Source organism: Klebsiella sp. M5al, from assembly GCF_002090195.1.
GTDB lineage: Bacteria > Pseudomonadota > Gammaproteobacteria > Enterobacterales > Enterobacteriaceae > Klebsiella > Klebsiella grimontii.
On sequence record NZ_CP020657.1, the window covers coordinates 3,429,669 to 3,441,636 of the forward strand.

14 protein-coding genes and 3 tRNA genes are annotated in these 11,968 nt (G+C 54.7%); 12 read left to right on the forward strand and 5 right to left on the reverse strand.

The window, feature by feature from the left end:
- The first annotated feature begins 9 nt into the window (after positions 1 to 9).
- The 10 genes from BWI76_RS16540 to BWI76_RS16585 all read left to right on the forward strand — a co-directional run bounded on the left by BWI76_RS16540 (position 10) and on the right by BWI76_RS16585 (position 7,014).
- Positions 10 to 86, forward strand: a tRNA-Val gene (locus BWI76_RS16540).
- Between the two features lie 4 nt (positions 87 to 90).
- Positions 91 to 167 (forward strand) — tRNA-Val (locus BWI76_RS16545).
- Positions 168 to 171: 4 nt separating this feature from the next.
- A tRNA-Val gene (locus tag BWI76_RS16550) sits at positions 172 to 248 on the forward strand.
- 442 nt (positions 249 to 690) lie between these two features.
- Positions 691 to 876, forward strand: coding sequence for a general stress protein (locus BWI76_RS16555; RefSeq protein ID WP_004136767.1), 186 nt, complete (start codon positions 691 to 693; stop codon positions 874 to 876).
- Positions 877 to 966: 90 nt separating this feature from the next.
- On the forward strand, positions 967 to 1,464 hold the full coding sequence (locus BWI76_RS16560; RefSeq protein ID WP_004136765.1) for a ferritin-like domain-containing protein: 498 nt from the start codon (positions 967 to 969) through the stop codon (positions 1,462 to 1,464).
- A 32-nt stretch (positions 1,465 to 1,496) separates the two neighbouring features.
- Complete coding sequence (locus tag BWI76_RS16565; protein WP_004136762.1) at positions 1,497 to 2,003, forward strand: ferritin-like domain-containing protein; 507 nt, start codon at positions 1,497 to 1,499, stop codon at positions 2,001 to 2,003.
- 19 nt (positions 2,004 to 2,022) lie between these two features.
- Positions 2,023 to 2,895, forward strand: a complete 873-nt coding sequence (locus tag BWI76_RS16570) for a manganese catalase family protein (protein WP_004136760.1) — start codon at positions 2,023 to 2,025, stop codon at positions 2,893 to 2,895.
- Positions 2,896 to 2,966: 71 nt separating this feature from the next.
- Positions 2,967 to 4,370, forward strand: a complete 1,404-nt coding sequence (locus BWI76_RS16575) for a cytochrome ubiquinol oxidase subunit I (RefSeq protein WP_004136758.1) — start codon at positions 2,967 to 2,969, stop codon at positions 4,368 to 4,370.
- The gene (gene cydB / locus BWI76_RS16580) at positions 4,370 to 5,380 is read left to right on the forward strand and encodes a cytochrome d ubiquinol oxidase subunit II (RefSeq protein WP_024357961.1); all 1,011 of its coding nucleotides are present in this window, start codon (positions 4,370 to 4,372) and stop codon (positions 5,378 to 5,380) included. The genes BWI76_RS16575 and cydB overlap by 1 nt, the downstream gene beginning before the upstream one ends.
- A gap of 8 nt (positions 5,381 to 5,388) precedes the next feature.
- On the forward strand, positions 5,389 to 7,014 hold the full coding sequence (locus tag BWI76_RS16585) for an alpha-amylase family protein (protein ID WP_004136754.1): 1,626 nt from the start codon (positions 5,389 to 5,391) through the stop codon (positions 7,012 to 7,014).
- Here the strand turns inward: BWI76_RS16585 and BWI76_RS16590 are convergent.
- From BWI76_RS16590 to BWI76_RS16605, 4 genes are read right to left on the reverse strand one after another with little or no spacing between them, the layout of a single operon-like run.
- On the reverse strand, positions 7,011 to 8,000 hold the full coding sequence (locus tag BWI76_RS16590; protein ID WP_024357959.1) for an SDR family oxidoreductase: 990 nt from the start codon (positions 7,998 to 8,000) through the stop codon (positions 7,011 to 7,013). The two genes, BWI76_RS16585 and BWI76_RS16590, sit on opposite strands and share 4 nt — an antisense overlap.
- A gap of 24 nt (positions 8,001 to 8,024) precedes the next feature.
- The gene (locus tag BWI76_RS16595) at positions 8,025 to 8,543 is read right to left on the reverse strand and encodes a 2-oxo-tetronate isomerase (RefSeq protein WP_004136749.1); all 519 of its coding nucleotides are present in this window, start codon (positions 8,541 to 8,543) and stop codon (positions 8,025 to 8,027) included.
- A gap of 12 nt (positions 8,544 to 8,555) precedes the next feature.
- Positions 8,556 to 9,002: a DUF421 domain-containing protein gene (locus tag BWI76_RS16600; RefSeq protein ID WP_004136748.1), complete on the reverse strand. Its 447-nt coding sequence runs from the start codon at positions 9,000 to 9,002 to the stop codon at positions 8,556 to 8,558.
- Between the two features lie 9 nt (positions 9,003 to 9,011).
- The gene (locus BWI76_RS16605) at positions 9,012 to 9,515 is read right to left on the reverse strand and encodes a hypothetical protein (RefSeq protein WP_049085510.1); all 504 of its coding nucleotides are present in this window, start codon (positions 9,513 to 9,515) and stop codon (positions 9,012 to 9,014) included.
- 312 nt (positions 9,516 to 9,827) lie between these two features.
- Between BWI76_RS16605 and BWI76_RS16610 the strand changes: the two genes are divergently transcribed.
- Both BWI76_RS16610 and BWI76_RS16615 read left to right on the forward strand, forming a co-directional pair.
- Complete coding sequence (locus tag BWI76_RS16610; RefSeq protein ID WP_004136744.1) at positions 9,828 to 9,989, forward strand: carbohydrate porin; 162 nt, start codon at positions 9,828 to 9,830, stop codon at positions 9,987 to 9,989.
- A 182-nt stretch (positions 9,990 to 10,171) separates the two neighbouring features.
- Positions 10,172 to 11,782 (forward strand): FAD-NAD(P)-binding protein, encoded by a 1,611-nt coding sequence (locus BWI76_RS16615; RefSeq protein ID WP_064371809.1) that lies wholly within the window; start codon positions 10,172 to 10,174, stop codon positions 11,780 to 11,782.
- Between the two features lie 27 nt (positions 11,783 to 11,809).
- Here the strand turns inward: BWI76_RS16615 and BWI76_RS28360 are convergent, their stop codons facing one another.
- Positions 11,810 to 11,959 carry a hypothetical protein gene (locus BWI76_RS28360; RefSeq protein ID WP_165775015.1) on the reverse strand — a complete coding sequence of 50 codons (150 nt, stop codon included), beginning with the start codon at positions 11,957 to 11,959 and terminating at the stop codon, positions 11,810 to 11,812.
- Positions 11,960 to 11,968: the final 9 nt, after the last annotated feature.

An 11,968-nucleotide genomic window follows, 5' to 3' on the forward strand; every position in this document is an offset into this window, starting at 1 on the left:
TGCAACATTGCGTTCATAGCTCAGTTGGTTAGAGCACCACCTTGACATGGTGGGGGTCGTTGGTTCGAGTCCAATTGAACGCACCATAATGCGTTTATAGCTCAGTTGGTTAGAGCACCACCTTGACATGGTGGGGGTCGTTGGTTCGAGTCCAATTAAACGCACCATAATGCGTCCGTAGCTCAGTTGGTTAGAGCACCACCTTGACATGGTGGGGGTCGGTGGTTCGAGTCCACTCGGACGCACCATTTCACAGCCTCGTGATCTGGTGCCTGTTTTATCTCCCGCATTGAAATATCCGAAAATCACCCTTTCTCTGTAAATTCATTATTTTCTGATTTTTCTCAACTCGTCTGCTAATAACGTTCAGTATCCGCTAAGTTATTCTTCGCAGTTATGTAAAGTGACGTAAAGCCCTGCGCCGGGCCTGCCCTGCATTTATTAACGCAGCGGCCACGGATATATTCCCTCGCGGATAAAAATCTTTCGTTAGATCATAACCCGTTATGCTGATATTCATTAAAAACAAGCGAAACGGTAACCGCTGCATAATTCAGAATATTTCAAAAAAATATCACCGGTAACCGGTTTGACTGTTCGGAAATAACAGCTAAATTTAATTCCTGAACGACAACGGATACGTATCTAAATCGTATCTTCCTGACATAAACTCAACAGAGGTATGAAAATATGGCAGAACATCGTGGTGGTTCCGGTAATTTCGCTGAAGACCGTGATAAAGCATCTGAAGCTGGACGTAAAGGCGGTCAGCACAGCGGTGGGAACTTTAAAAACGATCCGCAACGTGCATCTGAAGCCGGTAAAAAAGGCGGACAAAATAGTCATGGTGGCGGACGTAAATCTGATAATTCCTGATTATTAATCGCCTCGTTCTCTTGTAAATAAAAGAGTATCCTGCGGGTCTGCGGACTCGCAGTTATTCTCCTGTGTAAAAGGTATTTCCATATGAATATGAAGAGCATAGAAGACGTATTTATTCATCTTTTATCGGATACTTACAGCGCTGAAAAACAATTAACCCGCGGACTGGCTAAATTGGCCAGAGCAGCGTCAAGCGAACAGCTCAGCGCCGCGTTCAAGGCCCACCTTGAAGAGACCCAGGGGCAGATTGAGCGTATCGATCAAATTGTCGAGCAAGAACCTGCCATCAAAATTAAGCGTATGAAATGCGTGGCGATGGAGGGACTTATTGAAGAAGCTAACGAAGTGATTGAGAGCACAGAGAAAAATGAAGTGCGGGATGCTGCGTTAATTGCCGCTGCGCAAAAGGTTGAACATTATGAAATTGCCAGCTACGGCACTCTCGCCACCTTAGCACAACAGCTGGGTTATAAAAAAGCGGTTAAGCTTTTAGCGGAAACGTTAGAAGAAGAAAAATCAACCGATCTTAAATTAACTGACCTGGCGGTCGGTAATATTAATAAAGACGCACAAAATAAATAGCCAGATAATAATCCGATATTAAGGAGTTGATTATGAATCACCTTGAACATTATCACGACTGGCTACGCGATGCGCATGCAATGGAAAAGCAAGCAGAATCCATGCTGGAATCCATGGCGGGCCGCATCGATAACTACCCGGACCTGCGCAGCAGAATTGAACAGCACGTAACTGAAACCAAACGCCAAATTACCGTGCTGGAGGAAATTCTCGACCGTAATAATATATCGCGTTCGGTACTGAAGGATTCAATGAGCAAAATGGCCGCCTTCGGACAATCCATTGGCGGCATGTTCCCTTCCGATGAAATTGTTAAAGGGTCAATTAGCGGTTATGTCTTTGAGCAGTTTGAAATCGCTTGTTATACCTCCCTGCTTGCCGCTGCGAATAAAGCTGGCGACGTCGCATCGATCCCGGCCATCGAATCAATTCTGGCAGAGGAGCGGGCAATGGCCGACTGGCTGCTGAAGCATATTCCGCAAACGACGGAGGAGTTCCTTCTGCGATCTGAAGCCGAAGGCGTCGAAGCTAAAAAATAAGCAATAAGGATAAGAGCCTATGTTCCGACACGTTAAGCAACTTCAGTATACCGTAAGGGTCGCGGAGCCAAATCCGGGACTGGCGAACCTCCTTCTGGAACAATTCGGCGGCCCTCAGGGTGAGCTGGCCGCCGCATGCCGCTATTTTACTCAGGGTCTGAGCGATGACGATCCGGGTCGTAAAGATATGCTGATGGACATTGCTACCGAGGAGTTGAGCCACCTTGAAATTATCGGCTCGCTGGTTGGCATGCTCAATAAAGGGGCGAAAGGTGCCCTTGCAGAGGGAACCGAAAACGAAGCCGACCTGTACCGTTCGCTCACCGCCAACGGTAACGACAGCCATATTACCTCTTTGTTATATGGTGGAGGTACGCCGCTGACCAACTCCGCCGGAGTACCCTGGACCGCCGCCTACATTGACACCATTGGTGAGCCCACCGCGGATTTACGCTCCAACGTGGCGGCGGAGGCGCGAGCCAAAATCATCTATGAGCGCCTGATCAACGTCACTGATGACCCCGGAGTAAAGGATGCGCTGGCCTTTTTGATGACCCGGGAAGCCGCCCACCAGCTCTCTTTTGAAAAAGCGCTTCAGTCCATCAGAAACAACTATCCGCCCGGTAAATTACCGCCACTCCCCGAATACGCCAGCACCTACTACAATATGTCGGAGGGCGATGACATACGCGGTAGCTGGAATAGCGATCGGCACTTCGACTATGTCGCGGATCCGCAGCCTGCAGTAGACGGCGGAGACGGGAGCGTCAGCGTCAGGTTAACAGCCGAGCAGAAGGCTCTGGTTAAAGCCATGGCGGAACGGACCGAATCCGACCCCGAGGGCGATCCTCTTACCGGCGCTGAGCTCGGCGAAGGTAAGAAAAAGCCTTAATCATCAGCACCTGTTGTTAATCACTCCCCCCTGCTCGGTTCGGGGGGTTGTTATGTGATGGGGTCCGGATCATGTTTGAACTCGACGCGTTTAATCTGGCACGGCTGCAGTTCGCATTTACCGTCTCTTTTCATATTCTTTTCCCGGCAATTACCATTGGGCTTGCCAGCTATCTGGTGGTGCTGGAGGGGATGTGGCTGCGGACAAAAGACGACGTCTGGCGCTCGCTGTATAATTTCTGGCTGAAAATTTTTGCCGTTAATTTCGGCATGGGCGTGGTTTCAGGCCTGGTGATGGCCTATCAGTTCGGCACCAACTGGAGCGGTTTCTCTCAGTTTGCCGGGAGTATTACCGGTCCCCTGCTGCTTTACGAAGTCCTCACCGCGTTTTTCCTCGAAGCGGGCTTCCTGGGCGTCATGCTTTTTGGCTGGAACAAAGTCCCCCCAGGACTGCATTTTTTCACCACCTGCATGGTGGCGCTGGGCACGCTGATGTCAACTTTCTGGATCCTCGCGTCCAATAGCTGGATGCAGACGCCGCAGGGTTTTACCATTGAAAACGGTCACATTATTCCCCAGGACTGGCTGGCGATTATCTTCAACCCCTCTTTCCCGTATCGCCTGTCGCACATGGCGATCGCCGCTTTTCTCAGCAGCGCGATGTTTGTCGGCGCCTCCGCCGCCTGGCATCTTCTTCGCGGCAATGATACGCCGGCGATACGCAAAATGTTCTCAATGGCGATGTGGATGGCTCTGCTGGTCGCGCCGATCCAGGCGTTGGTTGGCGATATGCACGGCCTTAATACGCTTCAGCATCAGCCGGCAAAAATCGCCGCCATTGAAGGCCACTGGGAAAATAAACCCGGCGAAGCCACCCCGCTGCTGCTGTTTGGCGTGCCGGACATGGCGGAAGAGCGCACCAAATACGGTCTGGAAATCCCGGCGCTTGGCAGCCTGATCCTCACCCATAGCCTGAATAAACAGGTCCCTGCCCTGAAAGATTTCCCGAAAGAGGATCGGCCAAACTCCCTTATCGTCTTCTGGTCGTTTCGCATCATGGTGGGTATGGGCATGTTGATGATAGCCCTTGGCATATGGAGCCTCTGGCTGCGCTATCGGCAGCGTCTTTATCACTCCCGCCCCTTTCAGTGGTCCGCGCTGGCGATGGGTCCAGCGGGGCTGCTGGCGCTGTTGGCCGGCTGGATCACGACCGAAGCGGGCCGCCAGCCCTGGGTTATCTATGGTTTTTTACGCACCCGGGACGCGGTCTCCCTGCATAGCACAGCGCAAATGATCGTCAGCCTGCTGGTCTTTATCGCGGTGTACTGTTCGGTCTTCGGCGTCGGTTATTACTATATTATCCGGCTGATTAAAAAAGGGCCGCAGCCCGTCAGCGAATTAACGTCGTCAACCTCCGGCACGCCGGCGCGCCCCCTTTCCGCCGCAGAAGCCGTGCCTGAAGAGGAGAAAAGCTAATGGGCATCGATATTCCCGTGATCTGGTTTGTCATCATTGTGTTTGCCACCCTGATGTATATCGTGATGGACGGCTTCGATCTGGGCATCGGTATGGTCTTCAGCTTTGTCCCCAACGCCAATGAGCGTGACGTGATGATGAACAGCGTCGCCCCGGTGTGGGACGGCAATGAGACCTGGCTGGTGCTGGGCGGCGCGGGGCTATTCGGCGCCTTTCCGCTGGCCTACGCCGTGATCGCCGACGCGCTGACGATTCCCCTTACTGCCATGCTAATTGGTCTGATCTTTCGCGGCGTGGCCTTTGAGTTTCGTTTTAAGGCCACCCCCTCCCACCAAAAGTTCTGGGATTACTCGTTTGTCGGCGGATCGTTGTTGGCCACCTTTAGCCAGGGGATCGTCGTGGGCGCGGTCATCAGCGGCTTTGACGTTGCCGACCGCAGGTTCATCGGCTCCGCGCTGGACTGGTTGACGCCCTTCAGCCTGTTCTGCGGCTTAGGGCTGGTGGTGGCTTATACGCTGCTTGGCACGACCTGGCTGATTATGAAAAGCGAAGGCGCGCTGCAGCAGCGTATGCGCGAGCTGACCCGCCGTACGCTGCTGGCGCTGCTGGCGGTCATCGCCGTGGTCAGCGTCTGGACGCCGCTGGGCTGGCATTCCGTTGCTGAACGCTGGTTTACCCTGCCCAATTTTTACTGGTTTGTGCCGGTCCCCATTCTGGTTCTCGTCTTTAGCCTGTGGATCTGGCGCCTGAGCGCTAACCCCAACAGCCATGCCCGTCCTTTCCTCCTGACGCTTGGGCTCATTTTTCTCGGCTTCAGCGGTCTGGGCATCAGTTTGTGGCCCAATATCATTCCACCGCATATCACGCTGTGGGAGGCTTCCGCGCCGCCAGCCAGCCAGCTCTTTATGCTGGTAGGCACCCTGCTCATCATTCCGGTGATTTTGGTATACACCGCATGGAGCTACTACGTATTCCGCGGCAAAGTTTCCGGAAATGAAGGCTATCACTGAGGTACGCTATGGCTGACTGGCATACACGGGCCATTATCTACCAGATTGATTCCGCCCTCTTTTATGATTTCAACAGCGATGGCTGCGGCGACATCGCCGGGATTACGGCCAAGCTGCGCTATATTCGCCGAATGGGCGCGACGGTAATCTGGATAACCCCCTTCTACCTGACGCCATTTCTGGACGAAGGTTACGATGTCAGCGACCACCTGCAGGTCGATCCGCGATTTGGTCAACTGGCGGATATCATCGCCTTTATCGAGCAGGCCCGCGAATTAGGGATGCAGGTCATTATTGAACTGCTGATTCAGCACACCTCCGACGCTCATCCGTGGTTTCAACGGGCGCGCCGCAGCCGCAGCTCGCCGTTTCGCGACTATTATCTATGGGCGGATAGCGATGATGACGATACGCCGCCGATGTTTCCCGGCGTCGAGGAGAGCATCTGGACGTGGGATGAAGAAGCCGGGCAATATTTTCGCCATATGTTTTATCGTCACGAACCCGATCTCAACCTGGCCTCGCCTGCCGTTATTAAAGAGGTCGAAAATATCATTATCTTTTGGCTGAAGCTGGGGGTTTCCGGCTTTCGTCTGGATGCCGCTGCGCATCTCACAAAGCAGGCCGGACGCGGCGAGGAGAAACGGGGGCTGTGGATCCTGGAACATCTGCGCCGACTTGTCGAGCGGCATAACCCGCAGGCCATTCTGCTGGGCGAAGTTGACGTTGACGTCGAGCAGTACCGCGACTATTTCGGTGATAATAACCGGCTTAACATGGTGCTTAACTTCTGGTTGAACAAATACTTTTACGTCAGTCTCGCCAGCCAGAACGCGCGCCCGCTGATTAACGCAATAAAGAAAACCATCGTCCCTCCCGACGCCTGCTGCTTCGCTAACTGGTTGCGTAATCATGATGAGCTGGATCTGGAGGGTATCGGCAACAAGAACAAGCAGACCGTGCTGGAGGCCTTCGCGCCGGATGAAAAGATGAACGTTTATCAGCGCGGCATTCGCCGTCGGCTCGCGCCAATGCTAAACGGCAATCGGCAGCGGCTGGCGTTCTGTCACGCCGTGCTGTTTTCGCTGCCCGGCGTACCGATTATGCGTTATGGCGATGAAATCGGCATGGGTGACGATCTGGCGCTCGAAGAGCGGTACGCGGTACGTACGCCGATGCAGTGGGCCGGTTCAGCCGGCGGCGGCTTCTCCGCAGCCGACCCCGATACCTTTGTTGCCCCCATGATTGACCGGGGGCCGTTTCGCTATCAGAAAGTCAACGTGGCTGATTCACTGCTGCACCGCCATTCCCTCCTGCATCGCATAATGGATATCGCCAATACGCGTTCCGAGTTCCCGGAAATCGCCGTTGCCCCTTTTCGTATCATTAGCACCGATCGGCAGGCGATTCTGGCGATTTGCTACGATAACCATGAGCGTAGCGTCATCACCTTTCTTAATTTTAGTGAAAAAGCGCTGCGCTTTACCGCGAAAGGGATCGACGAGGCGGTCTGGACGCCCTGCCTGGCCGACAAAACCTACGCTGACGCGCTTATCCCCGGTAAGCGCGTTGAGCTGGAGATTAGCGCGTATGGTTACCGCTGGTTCTGGACCAATAGCAGCGCGCTGCGTTAGCGGTGTTTGCGCGAGGTCAACCATCTTGCCAGGAGCAATCCGGCCACCGCCGCGCCGCCCAGCAGCGTTTTTCCCGGCACACCGGAGGTAATGGCGGTGGCGCGATATTTCGCCTCGGAGGAGAAACGCCCGTGGGTTTTATGTAATCCCCTGACCGGTTGTTCGAGGTAGTCCTGACGGTCATCAGCGTTCAAATGGCGTGTCATTTGCCCTTCCCATGCTTTTTTGACCATCAGCCGGTCAAGCAAGCCGGGGAAAAGAAATTGCCCCACAATGGACTGGATCGTGCTGCTCCCCACCCAAAGTTCACGTACGGGCCTGCGCGCGACGTTGAAAATAGCCTGCGCGGCCACTTCCGGCTGAAATACCGGCGGCACCGGGCGCATCGCCCAGGCGAACTTATTGCGCGCCCACTCAAACTGCGGCGTATTCAGCCCCGGCATCTGCACCATAGCAATGCTCACGCCGCTATTTTCATGCATTAGTTCAGTGCGAACCGCATCGGTAAAGCCGCGAATCGCAGCCTTCGCCCCGCAGTAGGCGGATTGTAGCGGAATTGAGCGATAGGCCAGCGCGGAGCCGACCTGGATAATCACCCCGCGATCGCGGGGCGTCATAAGCTCCAGCGCGGCGCGAGTCCCGTTGACGTAGCCCAGATAGGTGACCTCCGTGACCCGCAAAAATTCGTCGTGCGTCATCGCCCGGAAAGGTGCCAGCACCGCGCACATCGCGTTATTGACCCACACGTCGATCGCCCCGAGCCGATTTTCAATTTCGCCGGCGGCCGCCAGCAGCGCATCGGCATGAGCCACATCGGCCTCGACGGTATGAACCCGAACGCCATAGCGAAGGAGCTCCCGTTTCGTCGCTTCCAGGCTGTGATCATCGCGGGCAATAATGCCGACGTCATAGCCTGCCTGCGCAAAGCGCAGGGCCGTTGCTTTGCCGACTCCCGCAGTACCGCCAGTGATCGCCATGACTGCCATACAAACCTCCGCAATAAGGGTGTGTTATGCGCTCTGCCAGCCGGGCAGCTTTTCCATCAGCATCGCCAGCGAATAGCGCACGGCTTTTTCCACCACGTCCTGGCACTCGCCGGAAAACAGCGTCTTATGCGCGTCGATTTCGCCGCGAAAGTTCCATGCGAACCACACGGTGCCCGCAGGCGTCCCGTCATCGCCGCCGTCAGGTCCCGCGTATCCGCTAATAGCAATGCTGATATCCGCCCCGGAACGCGCCAGCGCTCCCGTCGACATCTCTTCAACGGTCTGACGGCTGACGGCGCTATATTTTTCCAGCGTCGATGCGTTGACGCCGAGAAGTTTTTGCTTCGCCCGATCGCTAAAGGTGATTAAGCCAATATCGTAAAATGCGGCCGTATCCGCTTCCGCGCACAGCGCTGCCGCCAGGCTACCGCCGGTGCAAGACTCCGCGGTGGTTAAGCGTAAACGACGGTCAATCAGCGCGCTGGCGACCTGTTTGGTCAGCTCGCCGGTGGTTTTCGCCTGGTTATAAGGGTTATTTGACATAAAAAGACCTTTTTAACTCTCAGCAGGAATAATAGAAATGTGGCCATTCCGTTCCAGTATGGCATATTTGATTTTACTTAATTCCGTAATCCCCTGATTCTGCCGGGCGGCGACCAAAATATCATCGCAGGAGACGTCCACTTTTTTCAGCTTATCGATTAACGGAACGCCATTTTCGACCAATATAACCGGGCAACCATCGAGCGCTGATTCCGCGCCCGCCGTATATTTTTTCATTAATCCGAAAAGCATATCCACCACGACCAGCGTCATTATCGTCAGCATCGCACCGGTCACCGAAAAATCGTTTCCCAGCAGCGCCTGCTGGGTGGCCTCGCTGATAATAAGCAACAGAATCAGGTCAAAGCTGGTCATTTGTAATAGCGCCCGGCGGCCGGCGATTTTAAATACCACCAGCAAAATTAAATAAATCGCTAACGCTCGCAAGACCATCTCCATCGCGTCCTCCTAAGGGTAAATAAATTGCCAGAAGCGGATTTCGGGTTCGCCGTTTAGCTGTAAAGAGTGGTTCGATTTTCCCGGACTGGTCGGCGTAACGTAAAGCCATATAGAAAAATTATTCATGCTTTTCAAATCGTTATATACCAAAAACAGCCGATCGTTCTGGCTGTACATCCGATCCGGCCGGGGCCAGATGCTGCCTGGTTCAAAGGAAGAGGTAAAATCACCGCCGAGGCTGAAAATATATTTATCGGCGACGCGGGGCCGGGCGGTAATTTTTAGCCTGAACTCGGTTTGTAAACGGCCAAAGCGCTCATAGGTCACCGTTAAATTACCCGGCGCGTTTGTTTTTTCAGCCGTACTGAAATAGCCACCTGAAAAAATCCCCAACAGTGCCGCCAGAATTATCCCTAATAATATCCCGAGGCCATATTTGCGGGCAGCACATTCAAAATTAAGAAAAAATTCACTCTCTTTTATCCCGGGCAACCTCTCTTTTTCACTCGCCATTCTTCACCTCGCCGTTGCGCTTATTATCGGGGCGCCAGTTTAAGGAATAGCAAGCCCGCTTAATATGTCAAGTTCGTCACGGTAAACCCGGATTAATAGCAAATGGTACAGCCCGCTTGTTATTCATGGTTCGTCACTTGGCCTCCATGGTTGCAACCGGAGGGGGTATATATCAGGTGAATACAAAACCCGGTGGTGCCATCCGGTTTCACTGGGACGAGCAACCCTCTGAATCCTGGCGGGAAAAATCCCCATTCGCTATGTGTTATCAACATTATCCAGCCCATTAAGTCGATAAGATTGCTGCAGAGCATGACGGATTTCTTTGAGCGCCCGAAAATCCGCTTTTTTGCCACCTGGATGCGCTGGGACCACGCGCTGGATAACTACTGCGCAACGGACACCTTCGGCAGCGCCGGATACCATAGCGCGGGTACGCTATTCTTCGGCGCCCAGCTCGAAACCTGGTTCTGAAAACCGCGCCTCGTCGGCTAATGACAAGGAAGAGGCGCGCCAGCGATTGGCCCTCTTCCTTATTTTGAACCACAATTATCCTGCCAGATTTCCGTTACCCGGAAATGATCTATCGTGGAGCTTTTCAACTGGCGGAAGGCCACCGACAACAAATGTGATAACAACAACGGCGGGTCAGTGATATGAAGAAAATTGCCATTATCGGCGCCGGTCCAACCGGGATTTATACCCTGTTTTCACTCCTTAAACGCGGTGAACCGCTGGACGTGTCCATTTACGAACAGGCTGAGGAAGCGGGCGTGGGCATGCCCTATAGCGATGAAGAAAACTCGCGCATGATGCTGGCCAATATCGCCAGTATTGAAATCCCGCCTCTGCAGAGCACCTATCTCGACTGGCTGAAGGCCCAGAGCCGGACGCACCTTGCGCGCTATGGCGTCGATTATGAGGCGTTGCACGATCGCCAGTTTTTGCCGCGCATCCTGCTGGGCGAATACTTTCGCGGCCAGTTCCTTGGCCTGGTCGTCGAGGCCAGGGAACAGGGCTTTCACATCCAGGTCAATGAGTCCTGCCGGGTCAGCGACCTGCAGGCGACCACAGAAGGGGTCAGACTGTGGGTCGAGGATGGGCCGGTCGCCGAAGCCTTCGACCTCGCGGTGATTGCCACCGGCCACGTCTGGCCCGATGAAGAAGAGTCGACCCGCACCTGGTTTCCCAGCCCGTGGTCTGGCCTTATGGAAGCCAGCATTCCCCCCTGCCGGGTGGGGATTATGGGCACCTCGCTCAGCGGGATTGACGCCGCGATGGCCGTCGCCGTCCAGCACGGCTGGTTTATCGGGTCCGACGATGACGCCCTCGCCTTCAGGCTGGACGAGGCAAGCGAGGCGCTAAGCATCGTGCTGATGTCGCGCTCCGGCATTCTGCCGGAAGCGGATTTTTACTGCCCCATTCCCTGGGAGCCGCTGAACATCGTCAGCGAAAGCGCGATGGAACACGCCATCGCCGCGGGCAGCGACGGTCTGCTCGATCGCGTCTTTGAGCTGGTAGCGCAGGAAATCGCGCTTGCCGACCCCCTATGGAGCGAAAATATCGCCCTTCACAGCCTGAATGCCGACAGCTTTAGCGAGGCGTGGTTCGCAAAGCGCCAGCAGCACAACCCGTTCAACTGGGCGCAGGCAAACCTTGAGGAAGTCGAACGCAACAAACGCGCGCGATACACGGTTCCCTGGCGCTACGCGATCCTGCGGCTGCATGAAGCCGTGCAGGCGATGGTCCCTCATCTTAATGACCATGACCGGGAGCGTTTCAAAAATGGCCTTGCGCGGGTCTTTATCGACTGCTATGCCGCCATTCCTTCGGAGTCTATTCGCCGGCTGCTGGCGCTGCGCGAAGCGGGCGTCATCAGTATTCTCGCCTTAGGGCATGGCTATGAGATGGCGGTTGAGGAGGAAAAAACGGTGATTACCAGCGAACAAAATCGCTATACGTTTGATGTGTTTATTGATGCCAGAGGGCAAAAAGCGCTGAAAAATAAAGACCTGCCCTTTCCGCACTTAAGGGAGCAACTGCTGGCGACCGGCGAAGATATTCCGGAAGTCGGAGACGATTATACGTTACTGGAGCCCTCCGAGGTGCGCGGACGCATCGCCTTTGCCGCCATCCCCTGGCTGATGCACGACCAGCCTTTTGTGCAGGGGATCACCGCCTGCGCGGAAATCGGCGCGGCGATAGCGAAGGCCATATCCGCGCCGGCGAGCCGCTCCCGCCGCCGCTTGTCGCCAATCGATCTTTAACCCGGGCCGCCCTCGCGGGCGGCCGTTCTAGCGCTTTCCGGGCTGCGGGTGCCAGGGATCTTTTTTATGATCTTCGCTGTCATCTCTTTTTCTTGGCACTTCACCCTGTTCGCGCGGATCCTCTTTCGACGGATGACGGCCCCGCTTATCCGGGTCGGCTGGATTTTTTACGGACATGCATTTCTC